The sequence below is a fragment of the Synechococcus sp. WH 7805 genome (genome assembly GCF_000153285.1).
Lineage (GTDB): Bacteria > Cyanobacteriota > Cyanobacteriia > PCC-6307 > Cyanobiaceae > Synechococcus_C.
This window is the reverse complement of sequence record NZ_CH724168.1, coordinates 824,346-849,402: the sequence shown is the minus strand read 5'-3', so window position 1 is coordinate 849,402 and position 25,057 is coordinate 824,346. Positions and strand designations below refer to the sequence as shown.

Sequence of the window (25,057 nt, the reverse complement as noted above, 5' to 3'; positions counted from 1 at the left end):
TTTCACAGCAGCGGCTCCAGGTTCACATGGGTTTCAAAGGCATCGGCGAGGCGATCGAGAAGGGCATCCCGTTGGCGGCTGTGGTGCGGCTGCTGTTCACTGAGCAGCTCGAGGCCCCGTCGGATGCGCAGCTGATTCAGCCAGCGGCGCCGCCAGGGGCCGTTGTCGAAAATGCCATGGAGATAGGTGCCAGCGGCGATGCCTCCCTGGTCTCCGCAGTCGGCCACCCAACCGAGTGCTGGGTCCTCGCAAAGGGGGCTGCAGGGTTCGAGTGCTTGCGTGTGGCCGCGATGGAGCTCGAATCCCTCCACGCTGAGATTGGGTTGGTGAACGGGCCAGTGCACGTTGCTCTGCCGATGGCGTAGGGCTTTCTCGCCACCGAAGCGTGTTCGCAAGGGCAGGAGTCCGAGGCCAGCCACAGCGCTGCTGCTGGCCGGACCCTGGCCTTCCAGTCCATCGGGATCCTCCAGTTCCCTGCCGAGCATCTGCATGCCGCCGCAGACTCCGAAGACGGCACCGCCTGAACGGGCAAAGCGCTGCACGGCGCTGCCCAGTCCGCTGCTGTGTAGGCGATCCAGATCACGAAGGGTCTGCTTGCTGCCGGGAATCACCACCGCATCGGGTGTTCCCAGGGGCTCGCCAGGTTCCACCCAGCGCAGCTGCACCGTTGGCTCTGCTTCCAGGGGATCGAGGTCGGAGAAATTGCTGAGCGATGGCAGCTTCAGCACAGCGATCTCCAGCTCGGCACCGCGTTTACGGCCGCGGCGCTCGAGCAGGTCGAGGGAATCTTCCGGTGGAAACAGTTCATCCAGCCAAGGCATCACCCCCAGCACGGGGATGCCGGAGTGTTGCTCGAGCCAGCGCCGACCTTCATCGAACAGTTCACGGCGACCGCGGAAGCGGTTGATCAGTAAGCCGCCAATCAGGGGACGCTCCACGGGCCTGAGCAAAGCCAGGGTCCCCACGATCTGGGCGAACACCCCGCCGCGTTCGATGTCGGCCACCAGGAGGCAACGGGCCCGCAGGTATTGAGCCAGGCGCAGGTTCGTGAGGTCGCGCGCCTGAAGGTTCACTTCCACGGGACTGCCGGCTCCCTCGAGCACCAGCCGCCCCTCGGGGCGCTGGTCTTGCAGGGTGTGTAATCCCTGTCGGATGGCAGCCCAGCCCGGACGGAACCAGTCGCGGTAGTAGTGCTCGGCGCGGCAGGTGCCCACCGAACGGCCCAGGTGGATCACCTCGCTTGTGCTGTCGCCCTGGGGTTTGAGCAACACCGGATTCATGGCGCATTCGGGTTCTCTTCCTGCGGCCCAGGCCTGCAGTGCCTGGGAGTAGGCCATTTCTCCGCCACCTGGGTCCACCCAGGCGTTGTTGCTCATGTTCTGCCCTTTGAAGGGAAGTGGGGTTTCTCCGCGCCGTTTCAGCACCCGGCATAGGGCTGCAGTCATCAGCGATTTCCCTGCTCCACTGCTGGTGCCGAGCACCATCAGCGGGGTGTGGGTTCGCGCTTGGCTCACGGCTGCCTCGAGGAGGGTGCTGCAGCGAAGCATCGCAGCGCGTCTGGGGATCGAGCGACTCTCACCAGCGCGGGCGGCGACGCCGGCACCAGTGCATCACCCGACTCAGCGGGTCGGCAGCAGGAATCACCTCAGGCCAGTCAGCCAGAACATCCCTGCCCAGCGGCGTGATTCTCACCCGCTCGGTGAGCCCCTGACCATCCACTTCACGCCGCAGCACGCCCAGCTGGATCAGCCAGATGAGCAACGTTTCGGTTTCTCCTGCTCCCAGCCGCTGCGAGGTGTTCACACGCCAGTCGGGGCGATTGGCCAGCTCCTTGCTGCTTTGGGCGCTCTCTTCCAGGAGCCGGTAGAAGCTGCGCCGAAATGGCAGGCAGCGCACGGCCTGCCGGGCTCGCCGCAGGGCGTGCTGGGTGAGTTCGCTGGGGTCCTGGGCGATCACGCGCATGCTGCTGACGCTGTCATTCTCGGGGTCTGCAGCGTTCTCTGAGGCCCCATGCTTCTGCTGGCTTCCGCGTCCCCGGCCCGCCGTCGTCTGCTGGAGCAGGCTTGCATCCCCCATCGTGTGCAGGTGAGTGGGGTGGATGAAGACGGCATCCAGCATCCCCAGCCAGCTCACCTCGTGTGCCTGTTGGCTGAGGCCAAGGCCGCAGCGGTGCATGCCCAGCTGACGGATCCAACGATCCATGCCGTGTTGGGGTGTGATTCCGTGCTGGCCTTTGAAGGCGAGGTGTTCGGCAAACCCGCCGATGCCGAGGAAGCCAAAGCTCGGTGGCAAAGGATGCGGGGCCATTGGGGCGACTTGCACACCGGGCACTGTTTGATCGCGATGTCGCAAGCGAGCGAGATTTCCAGCCAATGCCAATGCGTGACCACGCGGGTGTTGTTTGCTGATCTGAGTGATGCGGAGATCGACGCCTACGTGGGCAGTGGTGAACCGTTGCAATGCGCCGGAGGATTTGCGTTGGAAGGGCGGGGTGGCTGCGTGATTGAGCGCCTCGACGGCTGTTACTCCAACGTGATCGGCCTCAGTTTGCCGCTGTTGCGTTGTTGGTTACCGCAGGGATCTTGACCGTCAATGGGCTGCGTTGCCATTTTTCTTTTGCCGTAGCTAAAGCAAAAGCAGGCCCTCCTCACACCTTTGGCCATGCATCGTTTTTTGCTCCCCGGACTCGGCGTGCTGCTCCTGTCTGGCTCCCTCACCCTGAGTGCTTCCGCCATGGAGCCACTCGCCATCAGCGCCACGGATCAGGCTGATGAGTCCATGGTGCTGGATGCTGAACAGGCTTATTTCACTGAATCCAGTGACGACTGGAGTCGCTCAGCGGAGGGATTCCGCCTGCCAGACCCGGCGGTGCAGCGGGATCAGCCGCCCAAGGGGTATGGCCTGCTGGACATGAGTTTCTGATCGCTCGTCCATGTTGCGTTGTTTTCGCCGATCGTTCAAAGCAGCGCTGGTGGCTTAACTGGCGTTGCTGTTGACCGTTGTGAACCCTTCGTTGGCAGCAGCCTCCAACAAATTATCCGGGTATGGCATGCCCGGATTCAACGTCGACATGCTCAAGGCGTCCAAAAAGGGATGGACGCTTTCCGTTGGTAAGTCCGAATTGGCCCAGGTCAAGATCTTTGGCGTGCCTTCAACGTCTTGACGACCCCAGCCAGCTCTGTGGTCAAGGGGAACGTTTGAGCGAATGTCTGCATCGCTGGTCTTGGCCCCGGGATGGCGTTCAGTGATCGTCCAGTCAGGCAGGAGATCGTCTCCGACGGCAAGGGCAACCAGGGTCTTGAGGCCCGGCTGTCTGATCGCGAGCGCGCATTTCCGCTGCTGTCCGTCACGGAAGCCGATGCCGAGATCAACGGAGTTAGGACCCAACAGTTTTTTCCATTGCGCTGACGCACCCTTGCTCAGCCCCCGGGATCCTGGCCCGATCGGTGCAATAAAAAAACCCCCGCCTTGCGGCGAGGGTGGGTTGACGATCGTTGGGGATCAATCCGTGGATCAGTCGAGGTCGGGCATAGCCAGTGTGGGCTCGGCCTGACGGTCAATACCTTTTTCGAAGCCAGCAGCGGCAGCGCGGGCGCGGCCCGCATGCCAGAGGTGACCGATCAAGAAGAAGAAGGCGAGGATGAACTGCGTGGCAGCCAGCCATTGGCGGATGTTCACGAAGTTCACCGAGTTGGGCTCGGTGATGATGCCACCCACAGAGTTGAGGGAAGCATTGGGAGCGTGAGTCATGTACTCAGCGGCACGACGCACCTGCCAAGGCTGGATGTCGTTCTGCAGCTTGTCGAGGCTCAGGCCATTGGGGCCACGCAGGGGCTCCAGCCAAGGACCACGGAAGTCCCAGAAACGCATGGTTTCACCACCGAAGATGATCTCACCGGTTGGGGAGCGCATCAGGTACTTACCAAGACCGGTGGGGCCCATGGCCGAACCGATATTGGCGCCCAGGCGTTGGTCACGCACGAGGAAGGTGAAGCTCTGGGCCTGGGAGGACTCAGCGTTGGTGGGGCCGTAGAACTCGGAGGGGTAAGCGGTGTTGTTGAACCAGATGTAAGCCGAGGCAATGAAGCTCATGAAGCTCAGAGCTCCAAGGCTGTAGCTCAGGTAGGCCTCACCGTTCCAGATGAAGGCGCGACGCACCCAGCCGAAAGGCTTGGTGATCACGTGCCAGATGCCACCGAAGATCAGGGTCAGACCCAACCAGATGTGGCCACCGATGATGTCCTCCATGGAGTTCACACCGATGATCCAGCCCTCGCCACCGAAGGGGGCGCGGAACAGATAACCGAAGATCACACCGGGATCAAGCGTTGGGTTGGTGATCAGACGTACATCACCACCGCCCGGAGCCCAGGTGTCGTAAACGCCGCCGAAGAACATGGCCTTGAAGACCAGCAGCAGGCAACCGACACCCAGAAGGATCAAGTGATAACCAATGATGTTGGTCATCTGGTTCTTGTCACGCCAGTCCTGTGAGAAGAACGAGGAGTAGTTCTCGAGGATCTCGGGGCCACGCAGGGCGTGATAAAGACCGCCGAGGCCGAGCACGGCGGAGCTGATCAGGTGCAGCACACCCACCACGAAGAAGGGGTAGAGATCGGTGACCTCACCACCAGGACCAACGCCGTAACCAAGGGTTGCGACGTGGGGGAACAGGATCAGACCCTGTTCATACATGGGCTTATCAAAGGTGAAGTGGCTCACCTCGAACAGCATCATGGCGCCGGCCCAGAACACCATCAGACCAGCGTGGGCCACGTGGGCACCCAGCAGACGGCCGGACAGGTTGATGAGACGGGCGTTTCCAGACCACCAGGCGTAGCCGGTGGAGTCGAGGTCTTTACCGCCAGTGGCGATAAGACCGGAATTAAAGGGCGTTTCCACGGGGCAGAACCTCTTCAGGGAAGACGAAGTTTTCGTGCGGCTGGTCAGCCGGTGCCATCCAGGCACGCAGACCTTCATTGAGAAGGATGTTCTTGGTGTAGAAGGTCTCGAATTCGGGATCTTCTGCAGCGCGGATCTCCTGCGACACGAAGTCGTAGGCACGCAGGTTGAGGGCTAGGCCGATGATGCCGATGGAGCTGGTCCACAGGCCCATCACAGGCACAAACAGCATGAAGAAGTGCAGCCAGCGCTTGTTGGAGAAAGCGATTCCGAAGATCTGGCTCCAGAAGCGGTTGGCGGTGACCATCGAATAGGTCTCTTCTTCCTGGGTGGGCTCGAACGCCTTGAAGGTGTTGGCCTGCTCACCGTCCTCAAACAGGGTGTTTTCCACGGTGGCGCCGTGAATGGCGCAAAGCAGTGCGCCGCCGAGGATGCCGGCTACGCCCATCATGTGGAAGGGATTCAGGGTCCAGTTGTGGAAGCCCTGGAGGAAGAGGAGGAAGCGGAAGATTGCGGCCACACCGAAGGAGGGCGCAAAGAACCAGCTGCTCTGACCGAGGGGGTACATCAGGAAAACACTGACGAACACCGCAATCGGGCCGGAGAAGGCGATGGCGTTGTAAGGACGGATGCCGACGAGACGAGCAATCTCGAACTGACGCAGCATGAAGCCGATCAGAGCGAAGGCACCGTGCAGAGCCACGAAGGCCCAGAGACCGCCGAGCTGACACCAGCGAACGAAGTCGCCTTGGGCTTCAGGGCCCCAGAGCAGCAGCAGGCTGTGTCCCATCGCATCAGCGGGGGTGGAGACAGCAGCGGTCAGGAAGTTGCAACCTTCCAGGTACGAGGAGGCAATGCCGTGGGTGTACCAGGAGGTAACAAAAGTGGTGCCTGTGAGCCAGCCACCGATGGCCAGGTAGGCCGTGGGAAAGAGAAGAATGCCGGACCAGCCGACAAAAACGAAGCGGTCGCGCTTGAGCCAGTCATCGAGGACGTCGAACCATCCCCGCTGAGGCGCGCGTCCTACAGCGATCGTCATGAGAGGAGAACGGTGCGGTTAACCGCAGGCTGTGGGATACCTGGCGACCTTAACAATCTCAACGGGCTCTGCGGGGATGATTGCTTGCAGCTGAAATCCGTTGTATCGGAGCGTTTCTTCGGGCTTTCTTTCGATTTTTCAGGGCCTTTCGTGGCAGTGCTAGGGCGTCTCGTCAACACTGAGGCCCGACCGTTCACAATAAGCACTGTTTCCAGGCTTCGATGGCCGCTGAACTGCTCGAACAGCCGGTGCTGGGCTCGCGCCGTCTGTCCAACGTTTTGGTCGCCGTGATGGTCACCATCGGCGGCGTTGGCTTTCTGTTCGCTTCCCTGTCCAGCTATCTCGGCAGGGACCTGCTGCCCCTTGGGCATCCGGCTGGATTGGTGTTCGTCCCTCAGGGATTGGTGATGGGGCTTTACAGCATTGCTGCTGCTCTTCTAGCGACCTATCTGTGGGCCGTGATTGCCATTGATGTGGGCTCAGGTTCCAATCGCTTCGATAAGCAGGCCGGAGTGATCACCATCTCCCGTCGCGGGTTTCGCAAGCCGATCAGTGTGGAAATTCCGCTGAAGGATGTTCAGGCTGTGAAGGTGGAAGTGCGCGATGGTTTCAACACGCGCAGGCGCGTTTCATTACGCGTTCAGGGCCGGCGTGACATGCCCCTCACCCGCGTGGGTGAACCCCTTCCCCTCGCCCAGTTGGAGCAGGATGGAGCCGAACTCGCCCGGTTTCTGGGCGTGAATCTCGAGGGACTCTGATCTCACCATGTTCCACCGTTCATTGCGCGCTCTGATCACCCTGGCGCTCTGCGTTCCTCTATTGGTGAGTTGTGCCACCACCACCGCCTCCGTTCCAGATGGCTGTGTGCAGGCTTCAAGTCCCTGTCTTCAGGGCAAGGCCAGCGTTGCGATGGAGACCAGCCGCGGCACGATCACGTTTGAGCTGGATGGCGATGCGGCGCCAGTCACCGCCGGTAATTTCGCTGATCTTGTCAAACGCGGCATTTACAACGGCACCGTGTTCCATCGGGTCGTCAGGGATCCTGTTCCGTTCGTGGTTCAAGGCGGCGATCCTGCCTCGAGCAATCCCCAAACGCCAAAGGCTCAGTACGGCACCGGCAGCTTTATCGATCCTGAGAGCGGGCAGGCCCGATTCATTCCCCTGGAAGTGGCGTTTGAGGGGGAGGATCAACCTCGCTATGGGCGGGTGGTGAGCAACCCCAGTGAACTGCTGCAGCTGAAGCTCAGTCATGACCGCGGTGCCCTGGCCATGGCCCGATCCCAGTCTCCAGATTCGGCCAGTGCTCAGTTCTATATCGCCTTGAAACCCTTGCCTGAGCTGGATGGTCGTTACGCCGTCTTTGGCCGGGTCACCGATGGCATGGAGGTGGTGGATGCCATTCGTCAAGATGACACGATCATCAAAGCCACCCTGCTAACACCTGGTCTTTGACCAGCATCCAGTGCCTCTCAGGCGGGAACTCGCCCTCCTGAGATCGACGCTTTCAGCAGTTCAGTGTTCACCCCCGAGGCTCGCTCCAAGGCGACCTTGCCGGTGCGAGCGATTTCCTGAATGCCGTAGGGACCCATCAATCGCTCCAGGGCAACCAGTTTCCCTGGATCGCCAACAACCTCCAGGGTGAGCGCGTCGTCCGCCACGTCCACCACCTTGGCCCGGAAGACCTGCACCAGCTCAAGGATGGCACTGCGTTGGCTGGCCGGCGCTGTCACCTTCATCAGCATCAGCTCCCGTTCCACCGCTGGTCGCTGGGACAGATCAAGCACTTGCAGAACATTCACCAGCTTGTCCAGCTGTTTGGTCATCTGCTGGAGGGTCTGCTGATCACCCTCCACCACCATCGTCAGCCGCGAACGTCCGTCTGCTTCCGCGGGTCCCACGGCCAGGCTGTCGATATTGAAGCCCCTGCGGGCGAACAAACCGGCAATGCGGCTGAGGGCACCGGATTCGTCTTCCACCAGAACCGACAGGGTGTGCTTCATGCCTGTTGCTCGATCCCAGATGCGTGTTCGTATCCCAAATTACGGTCCAGCCAGTGCAGCAGCTCCTGATGAAACAGTTCGGGGGTTTCGTCATGGGGGCAGTGGCCGCTGTTCTCCACCACCTTGAGCTCGATCCAGGGGTGTTCGTTCTGCACACGCTCACCAATGGGCAATGGCACAAAGCGGTCTTCACGCCCCCAGAGCAACAGCATCGGTGGGGGCTGCGGGCTCTGGCGCAGCTGCTGCAGCAGAGCCGGTGCCGTGGCACCTTTCGGACGAAGGGCCATGCCGACGCTCATCGCCCGCAGTGCTCTGGGTGCCGTGAGGCGTCGCGCCGGCAAAGCGATCAGGCGCTGCAGTTCCCTGTCCATGCCGATCGGCCGGTGATACGCCCCCTGCAGTCCTGCCTTGAGCAGTGGCGTGCGACTGATCAGTGGCACCAACAGCTCCAGTGGCAGCAACCTGCACAGCACCGTCACGATGGCGCGCTTGAGTCGCCTCGCTTCTCGCTTCTGCCGCATGGCAACCGGGTTGAGCAGGGCTGGGTCCGGCAGTGGGGCGGCGACCACCGCAGCCACCAGTCGCGGGGCCAGCACTGCGGTGGTGAGAGCGGTTAGACCGCCCAGAGAGTTGCCCACCAGCACCGCTGGCGACTGCACCACCTGTTCGAGAAAGGCGGTCAGTTGCCGTCCCCATAGGCGGTTGTCGAGGGCCATCCGGCGCTGTAAGCCGGGCTGATCGGAGCGGCCGAAGCCGATCAGATCCAAGCCATAAACGCGGTACCCAGCGTCTGCGAGTGGACCGGCGTTGTGGCGCCAGTGGCTGCTGCTAGCGCCAAAGCCATGCAGCAGGACAACGGCGGGGGCGCTTCTGGCGCCGAGGACGCGCCAGTGACATTGGAATCCTTTCCATGTCCAGGTGGCCGCATCGCCCCAGTCAGCACCGGTGGAGGCAGGCTGGAATGTGGATGCAGACACGCGACTGGACTTCCAGGATTCTCACTATCGCGAAGGCGCTGCCTGTTTGCAGACGGGATCAGGCTTCTTCCGGGCGGAGTCCCGTCCATCCAGGGACCTGTCTGTGCTGCTGGCCGCCTATCAGGCCTCCAGGGCCAAGGGCCCTCAGCACTGGCTGGACCTGATGGCTGGTTGCGGCATCCGTGGCCTGCGCTGGGGGCTGGAAAGCGCGCCCCAGACGCCGCACCCCCTCGAGCTCTGGCTGAATGATGCCGATCCCGAGCGGATGGACCACCTCCAGGCGAATCTCAAGCCTCTGTCTGGCCATGCCGGCGTTGACCTCATGCTCACCCAGCAGCCTGCAGAACGTTTGCTGCGGCAGGCTTATCTCGATCAGCGCCGCTTCGATCTGATCGATCTGGATGCTTTTGGTTGCCCGAACGGGCTTCTGCAGTCGGTGCTTTCGGTGCTGCGTTTCGGAGGGGTGTTGATCCTGGCCAGCACCGATGGTCGCTCGCCGACAGGCCATGACCGCTTGGCTGCGGTGCGGCGGTTTGCGGCGGCGGCACGCGCCCATCCATCCAGCTGGGAGTTGGCCTTGCGGCTGCAGCTCGCGGCTTTGGCGCGGGAGGCCTGGATGTTGGGGCGAGGGCTTGAACCGCTGGCTTGCTTCAGTGATGGCCGAACCTTCCGGCTGGCCGTTCGCCTGCATAGGCGTGTTGCCTCTAATGAAGAAGGCAACCTGGGCCTCCTTGCCCGTTGTGAACACTGTGGCGATCAAACCGTTCAGCCTGTGCTGAAGCTCAGCGGCTTACGCGCCTGTGCCTGCCTGCCTGACACTGGGCGATGGGCCGTGTCGGGGCCGCTCTGGCTGGGTCCATTGCAGTCCCCGGCGCTGTTGCAGGAGCTGCTCACCCTGAGCGAAGCCATGCCGCAGACTCTGACGGCCCCCAGCCGGCGGCTTCTCGAACGCTTGCAGGGGGATCCGGGGCTGCCGGTGTGTTGCTGGTCCACCGATGAACTGGCGCACCGTTTGGGGCTCGCCGGCCCCCCTTCTCTGCACAGGCTTGTGCAGTCATTGCAGGATGTCGGTTATCAGGCTGGTGTCAGTGGCGTGATGGCTGGGCAGCTGCGCACGGATGCGCCATGGAAGGTGTTGTTACAACGGTGTGCCGATCTGGCCTGAGGGCAGCTTTTAATAGGTGCTGATCGTGAACACATCCCCATGGCTTCGGAGATTTTCGGCATTGCAGTGGTGTTCTGGGTGCTGATTCCTGTGGGTCTGGCCGGAGGTGCCCTTCTCTTGAAGCTTCAGAAGGATTGACCCTCAAAGAAGGTTGAACGCCCCTTAGGCTCCTGCCTTGGAAGAGCGAGCCCCATGCAGGTTCTGGTGGTTGGTGGAACGGGAACCCTGGGCAGGCAGATTGCCCGTCGTGCCTTGGATCAAGGGCACGAAGTGCGCTGCATGGTGCGTTCTCCGCGCAAAGCTCCTTTTCTGCAGGAGTGGGGGTGTGAGCTGACCCGCGGGGATCTGCTCGAGCCAGCCAGCCTCGATTACGCCCTCGATGGGGTGGATGCCGTGATCGATGCGGCCACCAGCCGCCCTAACGATCCCCAGAGCGTTTATGTCACCGACTGGGACGGCAAACTCAACTTGCTCAGAGCCTGCGAACGCGCGGGGGTGAAGCGGTTTGTGTTCCTCTCATTGCTGGGTGCAGAGAAGCATCGTGATGTGCCGCTGATGGACATCAAATACTGCACCGAGAAGCTGCTCAAGGAGTCAGATCTCGACTACACCATCCTCCAGGGTGCCGCTTTCATGCAGGGGGTGATCAGTCAGTTCGCCATCCCGGTGTTGGAGAGCCAGACCGTCTGGGTGAGCGGCAGTCCCACGCCGATTGCCTACATGAACACCCAGGACATGGCCCGCTTCGCGGTGGCTGCTCTGGATCACGCGGAGACGGTGCGCGGCAGTTTCCCTGTCGTCGGCCCGAAAGCCTGGAATACAGGCGAGGTGGTTCAGCTCTGTGAGCTCGCCTCCGGGAAGTCAGCTCGCGTGTTCCGAGTTCCCCCCGTTCTGATGCGGTTAATGGAAGGTGCTTGCTCCTTTTTCGAGCCTGCCGTGAATGTGGCGGAGCGTTTGGCCTTCGCTGAAGTCACCGGTGGCGGTGGTGCCCTCGACGCACCGATGGAGTCCAGCTACAGCCACTTCGGTATCGATGCGTCGGAGGTGACCGGCCTTGAGGAGTACATCCGGGAGTACTACGACACGATCCTTAAGCGCCTTCGTGCCATGGAGGCGGATCTCGACAAGGACGCCAAGAAGAAGCTTCCGTTCTGAAGACCTATACCTACTTGTGAGTGGTTGATTTGTACTGGTTTTCGTTAGTGTCGGGTCCCGCCTGATTTGTTTTATGTCGGTTGCTCAAGTCAAGAATCTGCAGCGACGTCTCGACAACCTCTGCCGTGAGGCCGAAACCGAGCTCACCCGTACGTGCGGACATGAGCTTTGGCGCACCTTGGGATTTGATGCCTTCGATGGCCTTGATGACAGTGACCGCCGGGCCAGCGCCAATTATTACTACGGTCAATGGATGACCGCACGAGAGCTTCAGGAGGCCTTGGGGTGATGGCAGAACAATGTTGTGGACCGGCTTTAGACCAGACCCAGGCCGTTGAATCCCGATACGGCGCAGCGGCCCATCAACAGGAAGCCTGCCTGTGCACCCCTGTCGCATTTAATGCGTCGCTGTTGAAGGTGATCCCTGCTGATGTTGTGGAGCGCGATTACGGATGCGGTGATCCCACCCGATGGGTGCAGGCCGGCGACGATGTCCTCGATCTCGGAAGCGGCAGCGGCAAAAATGCCTTTATTTGTTCTCAGGTGGTGGGACAGCGTGGATCGGTGATCGGCGTGGATCGCAACGACGACATGCTGGCTCTGTCCTGCGCGGCAGCGCCGGTGGTCGCCAACCGCATCGGCTTCGCAAATGTGCGCTTTTTGAAAGGCGCGATCGAAGCCCTGGATGCTTCGACGGGATCAGGCTCCCCTTTGATTGAATCCGCCAGTGTTGATGTGGTGTTGAGCAACTGTGTGCTCAACCTGGTGAACCCCTCGGCCCGTGCTGTACTTCTGGCCAACATCCGCCGGGTGTTGCGTCCGGGTGGGCGCGTGGCCATCAGCGACATCGTGTGCGATCGGCCTGTGCCGATGAGTCTTCAGCAGGATCCTGACCTCTGGAGTGGTTGCATCAGCGGGGCCTGGCTTGAGGATGCCTTCCTGGCCGACTTCCGTGCCCTTGGTTTTGAGCAGGTGGGCTATGCCGACCGTTCCGACACGCCCTGGAGGGTTGTGGAGGGGATTGAGTTCCGGGCGGTCACCCTCACCGGCGTGCTCCCTGGTTCCTGAGTAAGGCTTTGAGCCGCTCCTGTTCTGCAGGCTTGACTGGTCTCCATTGCCCTGGGGCCAATCCCTCAAGGCTGAGAGGAGGTTCACTATCCATCAAATCGATGCTGCGGCGAATCAAACGCAGGGTCGGCAGACCAACAGCCGCTGTCATTCTCCTGATCTGGCGGTTGCGGCCTTCGCGCAGGCTGATGCTGAGCCAGGAGGTGGGGATGGAGCGGCGTACACGGATGGGGGGTGTCCGCTCCGGTAGATCACGCCAATGGCTGGCGTCGAGGAATGTCGCCTGGGCTGGACGGGTGCTCTGCCCTTTGATCACCACCCCTTGTTCCAGGGCAGTGAGTTGGGAGTCTTCAACCAAACCCTCGACTTGCACCCAATAAGTTCGCCAGTGGCCGAAGCGGGGGTCGGTGAGCCGTTGCTGCAGGCGACCGTTCTCAGTGAGGATCAAAAGCCCCTCGCTGTCGGCATCCAGTCGGCCGGCTGCATACACATTCGGCACATCAACCCAGTCGGCCAGGCACCCCCAGCGGCTGCCGGGCTCTCGGGTGAATTGACTGAGTACCCCGAACGGCTTATGCAGCAGCAGGGTCAGAACTGACCTCCGAAGCAGAGCAGCAGGGCTTCGCCCCAGCTCGTCGCTTTGTTCAGATGGTCGTCATGCAAGTGCTGCATCTTTTCAGCCTGCATTTTCATCATCGCTGCCTGAGTGAACTCGTGACTCTGCTTCTTGGCGAGATCCACCACATGTTGAGGGCTTTGGGCTTGTCTGACCTGCTCTCTCACTTGAGAATCGGACTGCACCAGTGATGCGAAAGCAACGAGGGCTCACTCGGACATGGATGGATGCAGTTCTCGAAGATTAAGTGGGTTTCTGCCGTGACCGCCACAGATTCACAGCTCCGATCGAAATCATCAGCAGGCCCAGGTCCATGGACAACGGGGGCAAAATCATGCTCCTTGATTCGAGGAAGTCGACCCTAGGGACGGTGCTCAGCGGCTGCGACTGAGGGGAGCGCCGATGGCCTTCTAAAATTGAACCACTCTTGATTCAGGCTTATTCCGGCGCATGATTGAAACCTCGGGTGTGATTGAAAAAGAGCAGGGCAACGGGTTCTACCTGGTCACCCTCGAGCAGCCCGCAGGTCATCAATGCCTTTGCCGTGCGGCGGGCAAGCTCACCAAGTTCAGGATCAAACTCCTCGCTGGTGACAAGGTGCTGGTGGAGATCAGTCCCTATGACCTCACCAGGGGACGCATCACCTACAGGGAACGCAATGCCGGAGCACCAGGTGGTCGTCCCGGTGGCAACCGCCCCGGGGGACCACGCCGCCGTTGAGGATCAACTCTCCTGCAGCAATGAGCGGATCGAGGCCATGAATTCACTGCGCTGCTTCACGCCCCGCCATTGCTGTTTGAGCTGCTTGTCGTAAAACAGCTGCACGGTGGGTGTGCCATTGACGCCAGCCTGTTCAGCAATGGCCTGGTCGGTTTCGATATCGATTTCGATCCCCTGAGCGCTTCCTCCGAGCTCATCGAGCACTCGCTTGAGCTGGGGCTTGAGCACGTGGCATGGGCCGCAACTGGGGGATGTGTAAACAACCAGGAGCGGACGCCGGCTGTCGTGGTAGAGCTTCCTGAGGGCGTAACTGCCTTTCTGCCAAAGAGCGTCCGGGTCGTAGCTGGATTCCGTGGTTTCCGCCGTGGCTTTGGGTGTGTCCGCCTTGGCGGGCTCGGCCTGATCGCGCTTCACGAGTTGAGCCAGATCGTTGTGACTGAGCCATCGCTCAGCGGCGAGGGCTGCTTGGCAGCCGCTTCCTGCGGCGGTAATCCCTTGCCGCCATTCCGCATCCGCGACATCTCCGGCCGCAAACACTCCTTCTTTTGACGTTTCAGGACGACCAGGCTGGGTGATCAGGTAACCCGTGCCATCGCAGTTGAGCTGATCGCGCACCAGTTCTGTGTTCGGCGTGTGGCCGATGGCATAAAACATGCCCTTGACCGGCAGGTGCTCTTCCAGGCCGCTATCTCGGCGTTGCAGCCGCAACCCACTCAGCCATGCCTCTCCTTCAGCGTCGGCCACCTGAGTGTTCCAGTGCACGGTGATCTGCGGATTGGCCTGCACTCGGTCAGCCATGGCGGCACTGGCACGCAAGCGGTCTGAGCGCACTAGTAGGTGCACATGGCTTCCGTATTTAGTGAGGTACACAGCCTCCTCGCAGGCGGAATCACCGCCGCCCACCACGGCCAACTCCTCATTGCGGAACTGGGGCGTCGCGCCATCGCAGATGGCGCAAGCGCTGATTCCATGGCTCCAGAATCTTTCTTCGTTCGGGAGGCTCAGGCGATTGGCACTTGCACCTGTGGCGATGATCAGTGCCTGGGTTTCGATGGTGTTGCCGTCGGCTTCAATTCTGTAAGGCCTCTGGCTCAGGTCGATGCTGTCTGCATCAGCCTCTAGCAGGCGCGTTCCCCAGCGTTCCGCCTGCGCCTTCATCAGGTCCATCAGGTCAGGACCCAGCACGCCATCAGGAAAACCAGGGAAATTTTCCACATGGGTGGTGGTCATCAACTGACCACCCGGGATTCCTCCGCGCTGAAACCCCGTGATCAGAAGCGGATTGAGGTTGGCGCGGGCGGCATAAATCGCTGCGGTGTATCCAGCAGGGCCAGACCCCACGATCACCAGGTTTTCGACCGCCATGTCTAATGCGGAATGACTATGAGTTAAGTGTAGGCGGTCGGGTGGCGTTGATGAGCTGTTCCTTCGGCGATAAGGCCTGGTTTTTGTCGAATCGACTCACTCGGAATTCGTCTAATTAATAGTTTCTTTAGATTTCAAGGGTGTCTTCTGAGGGGGTGTCCACGCGCAAGTGTTGACGTTTGCCAAGCGATTGTTTAAGGCACATCACGGAGTCCTCGAGCATCTCCGGATGCTCTCCGATGCAGAGGATCCATTCCCGGAATTCCTGGGTCAAGGCATAACTGTCTTCGTAGCGCTCAGCACTGTCCAGTACTGCAATCCGGGTTGTTGCCCAGCAGGTCGCAACGCTGACGCGACGTTCAAGAGCTGCGTCCATGACTTTCTCCCAGATGGTGCCCAGGCTGAATGCTGATGGCGTTCCATCAGGCCTGATTTAGCAGACCGTCGCATTTTTTCTTTCAAGAAGATGTTTTCAGCGCTGCAAAAAATCCGGTAATTCCGGGGTTCGCATACGGATCACCGCACCGGCACCGTCACCGACGGCTTCCAGGGGCAGGCTCGGCCCTCGCCATGATCCTCCCGTCGCGAACTCCTCTGGCGTTTCTGATCTGGCAGGAGCCGCAATGCGATAAGGCTCAGAAAGCGACCAGTTGCGCGCGTATTGCATCAACAGGGGGTCGGCCGGTGCGAACACAAATGAGGGATCGCGGGGAATGGCTTCAAGATTGGCCCTCTCACCGCAGAGGCGTACGGCCCGGGTAATGCCCTGGATGAAACGGCTTCGGGTGGCAACCGTTGTCAGATAGGCCACCACCCGCAGCCGGGGGGCATCGAATCCTTCGGCGCACATATCGATGCTCACAAGCCAGTCGGCATCCCCCCGTTCAAAGCGGTTCAGTCGATCCGAAGCTCCCGGGTCCTGGGAATGAACCAGGTCCACCCGGTCGCCTTGCTCCTTGAGAAGGGAGGAGATGGTTCGGGCGTGGTCGATGTCCCGAGCGATCACCAGGCCTGCCGCACGGGGATGGTGCTGGCGCACTCGCTCCAGTTGGCTTCGGGCGCGAAGCAACAGTTGCAGCGCGATGCTGCTGCTGTCCGCCAGGCGGATGGCCCTGCGCAGGTTGCGTGCCCGCCAGCTCTCCCGCTGCTCAGACGACAACGGCGACACCTCCCGGTCAGGCTGACCGTCCTGGCTGTGTTCCACCCACCCATCCTGGAATCGAAATTCCAGCGGTCTCACGTCACCGGCGGCGATCAGTTCCCGCGGCTCCACACTGAGATCTGGCTGGATCTGCTCCATCCGCTCACCGTCCTGCTCCACCTGCACTCTCCGGGCGGCACAGAACGCCAAGTTGTCGGCGCGGAAGGGCGTTCCAGTCAGCCCGAGCCGCAGCCTGGCGCTCTGACTCAGGTCTAAAAACGTCCGGCCCCACACCGGTCCTTCGGGCTCTTCCGGCTCCACGCCGAGATGGTGGGCTTCGTCTGCGATCGCCAGATGCTCGCCATTGCTCCATAGGGCGAGCTCGGCCTTGAGTGCCTCGGTTTGTCGGCCTGCCCCCTGATAACTCACCATCCAACCGTCGGCTTCGAACGGGGCACTTCCGGGACCGTTCCAGGCTTGTAGTTGCAGTCCCAGGCGCTCGGCCGCTCGTTGCCACTGTTCGAGAATCGAGGTGCGGTGGCAGAACACGAGCACACGACTGAGACGCTCTTCTTGCTTCATCGCCTGGAAGGCGAGTAGGGCGCCGAGGGTTTTACCGGCCCCAGGCCCCGCATGGATCAGCACATCTCGTGTGCCCGAAGCAACCGGATCCAGTCGTCGGCGCAGCAGCTGGATCAGTTGCTGCTGCCACTGACGGGGCCGGATCGCGTGGCCTGGTGCAGGTCCACCGAGAGCAAAGGACGGCGTTGTGATAGCGGATCTGAAAGATAGGTCTTTCTAACCATTCCAATCGCTTTCGCCACCCTTACCTTCCGACCATCAGCCCTCGGGTTTTCGCCCTTTTTTCTATGGCCCGACGTCGCTATCCGCCCATGACCGGTCCGGAATCCAGGCGCTCCCTCGAGCGGTGTTGGCCCCTTGATTGTGATCTGGATCCGCTCATCCTTCGCGCCCGTCTGCTGCATCACCAGGGCCGCCGGCCCATGGCGCACTCGGTTGAGCAGGAACTGATGCCTTTGTTCTGAGGGCTCAGGTCCTGCTCGTTCGTGCGATGCGTCTGGACTCAGAGCGATTCGGTGTGGTTGCAGAGCAACCGCTCCACTTCCACAAGTCCATCTTCAGCGGCCTGTTGGGCCCGGTCCATCCGTCCTCCTGCAGGCTCCACCAAACGGCTGCTAATTCGCTGTAAGAGTTGCTCTCGTTGTGATTTCAGCAGTCCAAGAATTTCTTCGTCGATCAGCTGGCGCACAGCCTGGCTGCGCAGGTGGTCGTCCGAGGCTTCATCAAATGTGCCCTGAACCAGCTCCTGGATGAACAGGCGGTGAACCTCACTGCTGCGCAGAAAGCTTTCCGTGGCGTTGATGATGCCGTCGACAAGGGTGCGGTCAGGTTCTGAATCCTGCTCACTCAGCTTGAACTCCCAGTCCAGGTGGCGTCGTTGCCAACCGGCCGCATGGAGGCTGGGCATCACGGTCTGGGAGAAAGTGTCCACAGACATCTCGTAGATGCGCTCGGCCAGCCGTTCGCACCATTCGCGGCCATGGTCTGCCAGCAGCTTTTCCATGGCATTGCGCTCAACGGCGTGGCCGCCGTGATGGCTGTGACAGACGCCGTCCGGGCATTCGATCGCTGTGAGTCCCATGGTGTTGCAAACAGGATCCTTTCCATAGCCATCAACAGCCCTCGCTTATCTGCTTCTTCAGAAAAGATCTAGGCGGAATCCGGCGACGGCCTAACCTCGATTTGGTCGGCGGCATCACGATCTTGCCCATACTTTTGATCCCGGTGGAGACAGCGGCGGGGGAAACCCGCGTTGCGGCCTCACCGGAAACAGTCAAGAAGTTCATCGCTCTCGGTTGTCGGGTGGTGCTCGAACGTGGAGCCGGACGAACGTCCGGTTTTCTCGATGAGGCCTATTCCGAGGCCGGTGCGCACCTGGTGACTCCAGGAGACAGTCAGGCCTGGGAAGAGGCCGACGTGCTTCTGTGCGTCCAGTCGCCCTCTCCTGCCCACCTCGGCCGATTGCGCCGAGGCGCGCTGGTGGTGGGTCTGCTCGCTCCTTACGCCAATGTCGAGCTCGATGCAGCGTTGAAGCGTTGCGGCCTCTCGGCCATGGCCCTTGAGCTGTTGCCTCGGATCAGCCGTGCCCAGTCCGCTGATGCGTTGTCTTCACAGGCCAACATCGCCGGTTACAAGTCTGTTCTGTTGGCTTCAGCGGCGCTGGATCGCTACTTCCCGATGCTGATGACTGCGGCGGGCACCGTCCAGCCTGCACGGGTCGTGGTGCTCGGTGCAGGGGTGGCCGGTCTTCAGGCCGTGGCGACTGCACGCCGGCTGGGTGCCGTGGTCTACGTCAGCGATATCCGGCCGGCGGTCAAGGAGCAGGTGGAATCCCTCGGTGCCCGCTTCATCGATCCTCCCGAGATGGAGGACAAACCCGCCGAGTCGGGTGGTTACGCGAAACAGGCCTCCGATGCCTTTCTTGCGGCCCAGCGTCAGCAGCTGTCCGATCAGCTCGCCGAGGCCGACGTGGCCATCTGCACCGCACAGGTGCCAGGTCGGCGTGCACCGCGTTTAATCAGTGAAGACATGCTCGATCGCATGCGCCCCGGGGCGGTGGTGGTGGATCTGGCCGTCGCGCAGGGAGGCAACTGCGCAGACACCGTTCCCTCTCAAACCGTTGATCGCAACGGTGTGAAGTTGATCGGTGCGAATGACCTCCCCTGCTCCGTTCCGAACCACGCCAGCTTCCTTTACTCCAAAAACCTGCTGGCGCTGCTGCAGCCCATGCTTCAAGACAGCCAGCTGACCCTCGACCTCGAGGATGAGCTCATTGCCGGTTGCCTGATCAGTCAGGACGGCAACATTCGCCGCAGCGACGTTCTCACCCCAGGAGCCAACTGATGGAAACAAGCTTTGTGGAGTTCCTCTGGGTGCTGCTGCTGGGCAGCCTTCTGGGACTGGAACTGATCGGCAAGGTCCCCCCCACCCTGCACACTCCGCTGATGAGCGGGGCCAATGCCATTTCAGGCATCACCGTGCTTGCCGCGCTTACGGCGATCATCCGCTCCGGGGACAACCTGGTGCTGCTGATTCTCGGAGCCGTTTCCCTGGGTTTTGCCCTCTTCAACGTGATCGGGGGGTTCCTGGTCACCGATCGCATGCTGGCCATGTTCAGCCGTAAGCCCGCCCGCAAGGAGAACCGCTGATGGATTTTCTCAAGTACGCCATTGAACTCGTTGCCGTACTGCTGCTCGCCCTGGGCATCAAGGGCTTGTCGAAAGTGCGCTCTGCCCGCAGTGCCAACCAGCTGGCCGCTGTGGCGATGGCCTTGGCTGTTCTGGGCCTTCTGATCAACTATCTGGGTACATCAGGCATTTCGGCTGCGGCCTGGACGTGGATCATCATCGGCACGGTGATCGGCGGCGTTCTCGGTGCCATCACGGCTCAGCGGGTTCCGATGACCTCCATGCCGGAAACGGTGGCGCTGTTCAACGGCTGTGGTGGCATGTCATCGCTGCTTGTGGCGCTTGCCGCAGCCTTCTTCCCGCTCCAACTCGAGGCCGCGGGACTGGTCGCCGTGGTGTCCATTGTGATTTCCGTGTTTGTGGGTGCCATCACCTTCACGGGATCGATCGTGGCCATGGCCAAGCTCCAGGGCTGGCTGTCAACGCCCGCCTGGATGCAGAGCAAGGCCCGTCACGTGGTCAACATCGCTCTTGCTGTGGCTTCTCTCGTTGCCGCCATCAAGTTGATTACAGATGGAAATGGCACCCAGGGGCTGTGGCTGCTGGTGGTGGCCTCCGGTTTGCTCGGCATCGGCGTCACCCTGCCCATCGGCGGCGCAGACATGCCCGTGGTGATTTCGCTGTTGAACAGCTATTCCGGTGTGGCGGCTGCCGCTGCCGGTTTCGTGGTGGGGAGCCAGTTGCTGATCGTGGCGGGTGCGATGGTCGGCGCCGCCGGTCTGATCCTCACCCAGGTGATGTGCAATGGAATGAACCGTTCGCTGGTGTCGGTGCTCTTTGGCGGTGCTCTGGGCGCCAGTGCTGCTTCTGGAGGCGGTGGTGGTGAATACACCAACATCACCAGTTGCAGTGTGGAGGAATGTGCCCTCACCCTGGAGGCTGCTGAGCGGGTGGTGATCGTCCCCGGTTATGGCCTTGCCGTGGCTCAGGCCCAGCACACCCTGCGCGAGGTCACGCGCTCGCTGGAGGCTGCCGGTATTCAGGTGGATTACGCCATTCACCCGGTGGCTGGTCGCATGCCGGGTCACATGAATGTGCTGCTCGCTGAGGCCGATGTGCCCTATGAGCAGCTCAAGGAGATGGATGTGATCAACCCCGAGTTCCCTGCCACCGATGTGGTGTTGGTGCTCGGCGCCAACGATGTGGTCAATCCCCAGGCGAAGAACGATCCCAGCTCGCCGCTTTACGGGATGCCAGTGCTCGATGTGCAGCAGGCCCGCACTGTGTTTGTGGTCAAGCGGGGCATGAGCGCCGGCTACTCCGGCATCAAGAACGACTTGTTCGACTTGGCTAACACCTCCATGGTGTTTGGTGATGCCAAGAAGGTGCTGGGCGACTTGCTGGGCGAGCTCAAAGAGCTCGGTGTCGGCAAAAAGTGATCAGCGCGACCCCATTCGGCTTTTGAAGGCATCACACGCGAATCCTCCAGACAACCCCCAGCTGTTGCAGCAGCTGGGGGTTGTTCCTTATCAGCAGCGTTTTCCCTGGATCGGTGGAGACCTTCAGACCCTGCGCGACACGCTCCGCCCGGTCTCGCTTCCTCCTGACCGTGGGGAACCGATTCCGATCGCTGTCCCTGCTTTGGCGAGTGGTGCTGCAGCCGCTGGTGAATTGCTGGCGTTTCTGGATCGCCCGGATCTCAGCTTCGACTTGCGAGGCGCACCTCCCAGAGCACTGGTGCTGCTGTTGCACGGTCTTGGCGGCTCCAGTCGCCGTGAGGGTCTGAGGCGTCTTGGCATCGCTCTCCAGAACAGCGGTTTCGCGGTGCTCAGGCTGAATCTGCGCGGAGCGGATCCCGGTCGCCATCTGGCTGGAGGCACCTATGCAGCTCGCTGCAACAGTGATCTTCTGCCGGTGATTCAACGCGCGCGTCAGTTGTGTGCTGAGTTGGTCGCATCAGCCAGGCCATTGCCCCTGTTTGGTGCTGGAGTGTCCCTGGGGGGCACCATGCTGCTCAATGCCTGCATGGCCAGCGTGGAGGAGAGAGCAACGCATGGCTGGGAAGGCCATGCACCGCTGCTGGATGGTCTGTTCTGCGCCAGCAGTCCCTTGGATCTTGCCGCCTGCAGTGCTTCGATCGAACGTCCGCGCAATCGCGTGTATCAGCGTTGGCTTCTGAAGCGCCTCGTACGCCAGACACTGGCGGATCCCTTCGGCGTCAGTGCCCAAGAGCAGCAGCGACTCACCGCTGACCCGCCCCGGTCGATCCGTGCCTTTGATGAAGCGGTAACGGCACCGCGTTGGGGCTTCTCGTCTGTTGACGATTACTACGCCGGTGCTTCACCCCTGCCGCGTCTTCTGTCGGCATCGCAGCCACTCCCGCCGACCTTGATCTTGCAGGCCCTGGATGATCCTTGGGTGCCAGCGACCTCTGCGATCCAACTCCAAACCACCGTGGTTGCTGATGGCTTGCCTCCGGGTCGACGACGCCTTGAGGTGTTGTTGACGGCCCAGGGCGGCCACAACGGCTTTCATGGTCCCGGAGACAGTCTTATCAAAGGGTGTTGGTCTGATCGCTTGGCTTGTTCCTGGTTCAATCATGGGATTGAGACCTCAGGCATCGAATGAGCTTCGGGTGGGCTGCTTTATAGAGAATTTTTGACCCGAGATTTTTCACTAGAAGTAATAGGCTTGATCGTGAGAATTTTGATACACAGCTCCGCCACATTTCGTTGCGATTCTCCAAAGTGCTTCGGGAATTGGTGTGGCGTCGTAGAGCACCAACTCAGGGAATCGTTGTCTGAGTAGAGCGGTTCCCCTCCAGGCGTTGTAGTGAGGAATTGCAGAGTTCACATGGTGGCAAACATGGGTAGACCCGATGCCATGGTGCAACAGATTGAGTATGGGGCCATAGGGGCGATCAATCGTTTGCAGCGCTCCCTTCACCCAACACCACGTTGTATTGGAGAAATGGGGAATATTCTGGTCAGTGTGCTGCAGCCAGGTGTAAGTGATGAGCCAAATGTTGATCACCAGGTATGGCAATCCATACACGCACATCACACGTAGGGGAGACGATTGAATTGCAGCGATGATGAGAAAGGTGATCATCGCCAGGCAGCCGATGTTGGACCGCACCATCAACGTGCAAAATCTTTTAGGAAATAGGCTTCGCTTGCCATTTGAGAATGGATGGCCGTTCCAGAAATGGGACGTGGGAAAGCCGTAGTCTTCCCCGCCAGTGGCTCCTAGAAGCAAATAGAGCGGCCAGCCGATCACCAAATGATTGAGGAGAGAGATGATCCCAAACAACGTTGGGTTCAGTTTCCTTTTGAGTTGTTCTGTGACTTGACCTAGAGCCGATGAGGCCCGCGGAGGGACGTGGGTTTCCCCTTGCTCAAGGTGATTGCAGTGGGCGTGGTGAACGCTGTGGCTGCGCGCCCAGCTGTAGTAAGGCACCAGCAGTGCGCTGTGAAGCAGGAATCCAACGACGCCCTCAATGCGTCGGTTTGGGTGAAACGCGTTGTGGCCACATTCGTGGGCTAACACCCAACAGCCCATGGCAATGGTGCCGCAACCGATGCCGTACAGCACCCACAGCGGAGTGGCCAGGAGGGTGAGGGGGATTTGGGTCCCAATCCCTAAAGCAGCGAGAGACAGGCCTGCCGACATGATCAGGCTCCCCCACGCTTTGATTGGGTTGAATTGAGTCAGCTCTGGCGGTAAAGCACTGAGGAGTTCTGCCTTGCTCGGATAGGTCGCTTGTGGGGAGCTGCGATTGAAACGAGGTGATGATGGGCGAGTGGTGGAGGTCGTCGTGATTGCCGATGCCAAAAGAATGCCTGCAAAAAGCACCCCTTAAATGGTGCTTTAGATTTGCTTAAGACTCTAGTAGTTGGTTGAGCTGCTCTGTGGCTTTTGGCTGTTGGGACGTCGTTTGTTTGTGTGCCGATGCGTGATCAGTTTCTTGACTGATCAATCTTTTTCTTCGTGAATTGGTGGTCGCGATGTTTCTTTTTCGCAGAGTCGCTAGCCTGATGGGAGTGGATAGCTTTGAAATGGAGTTGTCTTGTAAATCCACTCTTCAATGGGTTGGTTGTTGATGATATGGCTGCGAATAATCGCCTCTATCTTGTCTGCTGTGACGTCTGCGTACCAAATGCCCCCAGGCCAAACCACCAGGATTGGCCCACGTTCGCACACCCTCAGACAGTCAACTTTGCTTCGTAAAACGATTCCTTCTGGGCGCTGTTGACTCTCGAGCCCAAGATCCCGCACGAGGCGTTTCAGTTCATTCCAGGTTTCCAGTCCTTTGGCCGGATCGCAGCACTTCGCATTCGTCGGAGTGGCGCAGAGCAGCAAGTGATGGCTGATCAAGCAGCCACCGCCGCCATCGACATCCGCTGAGTTCCCCGGGCCACCTGCTCACGCACGGCAAGGCGAGCCCACTGGTCCACGGCCAGCACGTCATCCAGCTGGGGGTGGTCGATGCGATCGGGCTTGTGCCGTTCGCAGGACGCTTCGATCAGATCGGGAATGTCGAGGAAATGGATGCGTTCCTCGAGGAACTGGGCGACGGCCTCCTCATTGGCTGCATTCAGAACCGCCGGCATGGTTCCACCAGCACGCCCTGCCGCATAGGCCAGTTCCATGCAGGGGTATTTGGCGGGATCGGGTTTTTTGAAGGTGAGCTGTCCCACTTCGGTGAGGTCAAGGCGTCGCCAAGGCGTTTCCAGCCGTGATGGCCAGCTCATGCAATACAGAATCGGCAGTTTCATGTCGGGCCAGCCCAGTTGGGCCAGCACCGAAGAATCCGCCAGCTCGATCATGGAGTGGATGATGCTCTGGGGGTGAATCACGATTTCGATGTGGTCGTAATCCAGCCCGAAGAGGTAGTGGGCTTCGATCACCTCCAGCCCCTTGTTCATCAGGGAGGCGGAATCCACGGTGATCTTGCGGCCCATGCTCCAGTTGGGATGGGAGGTGGCATCGGCCACGGTGGCATTTTCGAGGTCAGCTGCGGCCCAGTCACGGAAGGCGCCGCCGGAGGCGGTGAGTTGAATGCGCCGCAGACCCGGAGTTGGTATACCGGTGGAGAGGCGGGCGTTTTCAGCCCAGGGCGTTCCCTGCAGGCACTGGAAGATGGCCGAGTGTTCGGAATCTGCAGGCAGCAGCCTGCTCCCACTTTTCTTGAGCTCGGGCAGCACCACCGGGCCTGCTGCGATCAAGGTTTCCTTGTTGGCCAGGGCCAGATCCTTACCGGCGCGGATGGCCGCCAGGGTGGGCAGCAGGCCGGCGCAGCCCACGATCCCTGTTACCACGAGATCGGCTGTGTCCCAGGAGGCGGCCACGTTCAATCCGCTGGGACCACCTACGAGCTGGGGCTTGCGTTTCGGCTGGTGTTCAGCCGGCAGAGCCTGGAGGCGCTGCTCCAATTCTGGGAGCAACGATTCATCAGCCAAGGCGACCAGCTCGGGGCTGTGGCGTTGGATCTGCTCCACGAGCAGCGAGAGATTTCGGCCCGCCGAGAGGGCAACAACCCGGAACTGTTCCGGAAAGCCTTCAACAATGTCGAGAGTCTGTGTGCCGATTGAGCCGGTGGAGCCCAGCACGCTGATGGCTTTCACACGGATCCCGGCAAGTGCTGCCATCTTCCCACTTTGTTTCCAGAAGCTGGCAAACTTCCGCCGAGAGAGCTGG

General features: G+C 60.7%; 32 protein-coding genes and 1 pseudogene. 18 read left to right on the top strand and 15 right to left on the bottom strand.

Translation table 11 applies throughout. The features are described from left to right. Nucleotides 1-2: 2 nt before the first annotated feature. The gene (locus WH7805_RS04610) at nucleotides 3-1,484 is read right to left on the bottom strand and encodes a cobyric acid synthase (RefSeq protein ID WP_038005037.1); all 1,482 of its coding nucleotides are present in this window, start codon (nucleotides 1,482-1,484) and stop codon (nucleotides 3-5) included. Between the two features lie 91 nt (nucleotides 1,485-1,575). Beyond that, nucleotides 1,576-1,962: an Npun_F0494 family protein gene (locus WH7805_RS04605; protein ID WP_038004418.1), complete on the bottom strand. Its 387-nt coding sequence runs from the start codon at nucleotides 1,960-1,962 to the stop codon at nucleotides 1,576-1,578. A gap of 48 nt (nucleotides 1,963-2,010) precedes the next feature. Here WH7805_RS04605 and WH7805_RS04600 point away from each other — a divergent pair, with 48 nt between their 5' ends. The 4 genes from WH7805_RS04600 to WH7805_RS14335 all read left to right on the top strand — a co-directional run bounded on the left by WH7805_RS04600 (nucleotide 2,011) and on the right by WH7805_RS14335 (nucleotide 3,408). After that, nucleotides 2,011-2,586: a nucleoside triphosphate pyrophosphatase gene (locus WH7805_RS04600; RefSeq protein ID WP_038004415.1), complete on the top strand. Its 576-nt coding sequence runs from the start codon at nucleotides 2,011-2,013 to the stop codon at nucleotides 2,584-2,586. Nucleotides 2,587-2,661: 75 nt separating this feature from the next. Next, nucleotides 2,662-2,922 (top strand): hypothetical protein, encoded by a 261-nt coding sequence (locus tag WH7805_RS04595; RefSeq protein WP_006041826.1) that lies wholly within the window; start codon nucleotides 2,662-2,664, stop codon nucleotides 2,920-2,922. A 91-nt stretch (nucleotides 2,923-3,013) separates the two neighbouring features. Then, nucleotides 3,014-3,163: a hypothetical protein gene (locus tag WH7805_RS14340; protein WP_156783606.1), complete on the top strand. Its 150-nt coding sequence runs from the start codon at nucleotides 3,014-3,016 to the stop codon at nucleotides 3,161-3,163. 71 nt (nucleotides 3,164-3,234) lie between these two features. Further along, complete coding sequence (locus WH7805_RS14335) at nucleotides 3,235-3,408, top strand: hypothetical protein (protein WP_156783605.1); 174 nt, start codon at nucleotides 3,235-3,237, stop codon at nucleotides 3,406-3,408. 105 nt (nucleotides 3,409-3,513) lie between these two features. Here the strand turns inward: WH7805_RS14335 and psbC are convergent, their stop codons facing one another. After that, nucleotides 3,514-4,902, bottom strand: coding sequence for a photosystem II reaction center protein CP43 (psbC, locus tag WH7805_RS04585; RefSeq protein WP_006041824.1), 1,389 nt, complete (start codon nucleotides 4,900-4,902; stop codon nucleotides 3,514-3,516). Continuing rightward, a complete protein-coding gene (gene psbD / locus WH7805_RS04580; protein WP_006041823.1) occupies nucleotides 4,886-5,941 on the bottom strand; it encodes a photosystem II D2 protein (photosystem q(a) protein) in 1,056 nt (351 codons plus the stop codon). Before psbD ends, psbC begins: the two co-directional genes overlap by 17 nt. Nucleotides 5,942-6,162: 221 nt before the next feature. Between psbD and WH7805_RS04575 the strand changes: the two genes are divergently transcribed. Together WH7805_RS04575 and WH7805_RS04570 are read left to right on the top strand one after the other, a co-directional pair. Continuing rightward, nucleotides 6,163-6,699: a photosystem I assembly protein Ycf4 gene (locus WH7805_RS04575; protein ID WP_006041822.1), complete on the top strand. Its 537-nt coding sequence runs from the start codon at nucleotides 6,163-6,165 to the stop codon at nucleotides 6,697-6,699. Between the two features lie 7 nt (nucleotides 6,700-6,706). Then, nucleotides 6,707-7,393: a peptidylprolyl isomerase gene (locus WH7805_RS04570; RefSeq protein WP_006041821.1), complete on the top strand. Its 687-nt coding sequence runs from the start codon at nucleotides 6,707-6,709 to the stop codon at nucleotides 7,391-7,393. A 17-nt stretch (nucleotides 7,394-7,410) separates the two neighbouring features. Here the strand turns inward: WH7805_RS04570 and ilvN are convergent, their stop codons facing one another. Continuing rightward, a complete protein-coding gene (ilvN, locus tag WH7805_RS04565) occupies nucleotides 7,411-7,941 on the bottom strand; it encodes an acetolactate synthase small subunit (RefSeq protein ID WP_006041820.1) in 531 nt (176 codons plus the stop codon). Continuing rightward, nucleotides 7,938-8,918, bottom strand: a complete 981-nt coding sequence (locus WH7805_RS04560) for an alpha/beta fold hydrolase (RefSeq protein ID WP_038005034.1) — start codon at nucleotides 8,916-8,918, stop codon at nucleotides 7,938-7,940. Before WH7805_RS04560 ends, ilvN begins: the two co-directional genes overlap by 4 nt. On the opposite strand from WH7805_RS04560, the gene WH7805_RS04555 reads away from it, so the two are divergent. From WH7805_RS04555 to WH7805_RS04535, 5 genes are all read left to right on the top strand, one after another. Beyond that, nucleotides 8,860-10,083, top strand: a complete 1,224-nt coding sequence (locus WH7805_RS04555) for a N2,N2-dimethylguanosine tRNA methyltransferase (protein ID WP_156783604.1) — start codon at nucleotides 8,860-8,862, stop codon at nucleotides 10,081-10,083. The two genes, WH7805_RS04560 and WH7805_RS04555, sit on opposite strands and share 59 nt — an antisense overlap. A gap of 39 nt (nucleotides 10,084-10,122) precedes the next feature. Beyond that, nucleotides 10,123-10,221: a cytochrome b6-f complex subunit PetM gene (gene petM, locus WH7805_RS04550; RefSeq protein ID WP_006041817.1), complete on the top strand. Its 99-nt coding sequence runs from the start codon at nucleotides 10,123-10,125 to the stop codon at nucleotides 10,219-10,221. 54 nt (nucleotides 10,222-10,275) lie between these two features. Further along, a complete protein-coding gene (locus WH7805_RS04545) occupies nucleotides 10,276-11,238 on the top strand; it encodes an NAD(P)H-binding protein (protein ID WP_006041816.1) in 963 nt (320 codons plus the stop codon). 73 nt (nucleotides 11,239-11,311) lie between these two features. Beyond that, nucleotides 11,312-11,527 (top strand): hypothetical protein, encoded by a 216-nt coding sequence (locus WH7805_RS04540; protein ID WP_006041815.1) that lies wholly within the window; start codon nucleotides 11,312-11,314, stop codon nucleotides 11,525-11,527. Further along, nucleotides 11,527-12,306 carry a methyltransferase domain-containing protein gene (locus WH7805_RS04535; RefSeq protein WP_006041814.1) on the top strand — a complete coding sequence of 260 codons (780 nt, stop codon included), beginning with the start codon at nucleotides 11,527-11,529 and terminating at the stop codon, nucleotides 12,304-12,306. The genes WH7805_RS04540 and WH7805_RS04535 overlap by 1 nt, the downstream gene beginning before the upstream one ends. Here the strand turns inward: WH7805_RS04535 and WH7805_RS04530 are convergent. Together WH7805_RS04530 and WH7805_RS04525 are read right to left on the bottom strand one after the other, a co-directional pair. Beyond that, nucleotides 12,281-12,916 (bottom strand): pseudouridine synthase, encoded by a 636-nt coding sequence (locus WH7805_RS04530; protein ID WP_232199033.1) that lies wholly within the window; start codon nucleotides 12,914-12,916, stop codon nucleotides 12,281-12,283. The two genes, WH7805_RS04535 and WH7805_RS04530, sit on opposite strands and share 26 nt — an antisense overlap. Continuing rightward, nucleotides 12,895-13,131, bottom strand: a pseudogene (locus WH7805_RS04525) (Nif11-like leader peptide family natural product precursor); the annotation flags it as partial. The gene WH7805_RS04530 and the pseudogene WH7805_RS04525, both read right to left, overlap by 22 nt. Before the next feature lie 241 nt (nucleotides 13,132-13,372). On the opposite strand from WH7805_RS04525, the gene infA reads away from it, so the two are divergent. Then, entirely contained in the window at nucleotides 13,373-13,642 is a 270-nt protein-coding gene (gene infA / locus WH7805_RS04520) for a translation initiation factor IF-1 (protein ID WP_006041809.1), read from the top strand. A 3-nt stretch (nucleotides 13,643-13,645) separates the two neighbouring features. Here the strand turns inward: infA and trxB are convergent, their stop codons facing one another. From trxB to WH7805_RS04505, 3 genes are all read right to left on the bottom strand, one after another. Further along, nucleotides 13,646-15,007, bottom strand: a complete 1,362-nt coding sequence (gene trxB, locus WH7805_RS04515; RefSeq protein WP_006041808.1) for a thioredoxin-disulfide reductase — start codon at nucleotides 15,005-15,007, stop codon at nucleotides 13,646-13,648. Between the two features lie 127 nt (nucleotides 15,008-15,134). Further along, nucleotides 15,135-15,383 (bottom strand): hypothetical protein, encoded by a 249-nt coding sequence (locus WH7805_RS04510; protein ID WP_006041807.1) that lies wholly within the window; start codon nucleotides 15,381-15,383, stop codon nucleotides 15,135-15,137. Nucleotides 15,384-15,479: 96 nt separating this feature from the next. After that, nucleotides 15,480-16,838, bottom strand: coding sequence for a DEAD/DEAH box helicase (locus tag WH7805_RS04505; protein ID WP_232199032.1), 1,359 nt, complete (start codon nucleotides 16,836-16,838; stop codon nucleotides 15,480-15,482). Nucleotides 16,839-17,017: 179 nt separating this feature from the next. Between WH7805_RS04505 and WH7805_RS14680 the strand changes: the two genes are divergently transcribed. Further along, nucleotides 17,018-17,194 carry a hypothetical protein gene (locus tag WH7805_RS14680; protein WP_006041805.1) on the top strand — a complete coding sequence of 59 codons (177 nt, stop codon included), beginning with the start codon at nucleotides 17,018-17,020 and terminating at the stop codon, nucleotides 17,192-17,194. Between the two features lie 38 nt (nucleotides 17,195-17,232). Here the strand turns inward: WH7805_RS14680 and WH7805_RS04500 are convergent, their stop codons facing one another. Beyond that, nucleotides 17,233-17,811, bottom strand: coding sequence for a hypothetical protein (locus tag WH7805_RS04500; RefSeq protein ID WP_006041804.1), 579 nt, complete (start codon nucleotides 17,809-17,811; stop codon nucleotides 17,233-17,235). A gap of 122 nt (nucleotides 17,812-17,933) precedes the next feature. On the opposite strand from WH7805_RS04500, the gene WH7805_RS04495 reads away from it, so the two are divergent. The 4 genes from WH7805_RS04495 to WH7805_RS04480 are packed head-to-tail and all read left to right on the top strand — an operon-like array spanning nucleotide 17,934 to nucleotide 21,985. Then, complete coding sequence (locus WH7805_RS04495) at nucleotides 17,934-19,073, top strand: Re/Si-specific NAD(P)(+) transhydrogenase subunit alpha (protein ID WP_198005731.1); 1,140 nt, start codon at nucleotides 17,934-17,936, stop codon at nucleotides 19,071-19,073. Further along, nucleotides 19,073-19,378 carry an NAD(P) transhydrogenase subunit alpha gene (locus WH7805_RS04490; RefSeq protein WP_006041802.1) on the top strand — a complete coding sequence of 102 codons (306 nt, stop codon included), beginning with the start codon at nucleotides 19,073-19,075 and terminating at the stop codon, nucleotides 19,376-19,378. The genes WH7805_RS04495 and WH7805_RS04490 overlap by 1 nt, the downstream gene beginning before the upstream one ends. Further along, nucleotides 19,378-20,796 (top strand): NAD(P)(+) transhydrogenase (Re/Si-specific) subunit beta, encoded by a 1,419-nt coding sequence (locus WH7805_RS04485; protein WP_006041801.1) that lies wholly within the window; start codon nucleotides 19,378-19,380, stop codon nucleotides 20,794-20,796. The genes WH7805_RS04490 and WH7805_RS04485 overlap by 1 nt, the downstream gene beginning before the upstream one ends. A 22-nt stretch (nucleotides 20,797-20,818) precedes the next feature. Then, the gene (locus tag WH7805_RS04480; RefSeq protein ID WP_038005033.1) at nucleotides 20,819-21,985 is read left to right on the top strand and encodes a YheT family hydrolase; all 1,167 of its coding nucleotides are present in this window, start codon (nucleotides 20,819-20,821) and stop codon (nucleotides 21,983-21,985) included. Nucleotides 21,986-22,033: 48 nt separating this feature from the next. Here the strand turns inward: WH7805_RS04480 and WH7805_RS04475 are convergent, their stop codons facing one another. Both WH7805_RS04475 and WH7805_RS14920 read right to left on the bottom strand, forming a co-directional pair. Continuing rightward, the gene (locus tag WH7805_RS04475; RefSeq protein ID WP_232198949.1) at nucleotides 22,034-23,029 is read right to left on the bottom strand and encodes a fatty acid desaturase; all 996 of its coding nucleotides are present in this window, start codon (nucleotides 23,027-23,029) and stop codon (nucleotides 22,034-22,036) included. A 357-nt stretch (nucleotides 23,030-23,386) separates the two neighbouring features. Then, on the bottom strand, nucleotides 23,387-23,665 hold the full coding sequence (locus WH7805_RS14920) for a ferredoxin (protein ID WP_369776012.1): 279 nt from the start codon (nucleotides 23,663-23,665) through the stop codon (nucleotides 23,387-23,389). On the opposite strand from WH7805_RS14920, the gene WH7805_RS15170 reads away from it, so the two are divergent. Beyond that, entirely contained in the window at nucleotides 23,609-23,764 is a 156-nt protein-coding gene (locus WH7805_RS15170) for a hypothetical protein (RefSeq protein WP_156783602.1), read from the top strand. The genes WH7805_RS14920 and WH7805_RS15170 overlap by 57 nt on opposite strands. On the opposite strand, the gene WH7805_RS04465 is transcribed toward WH7805_RS15170, so the two are convergent. Continuing rightward, nucleotides 23,731-24,984 (bottom strand): 1-deoxy-D-xylulose-5-phosphate reductoisomerase, encoded by a 1,254-nt coding sequence (locus WH7805_RS04465; RefSeq protein ID WP_038005029.1) that lies wholly within the window; start codon nucleotides 24,982-24,984, stop codon nucleotides 23,731-23,733. The genes WH7805_RS15170 and WH7805_RS04465 overlap by 34 nt on opposite strands. Nucleotides 24,985-25,057 lie beyond the last annotated feature (73 nt).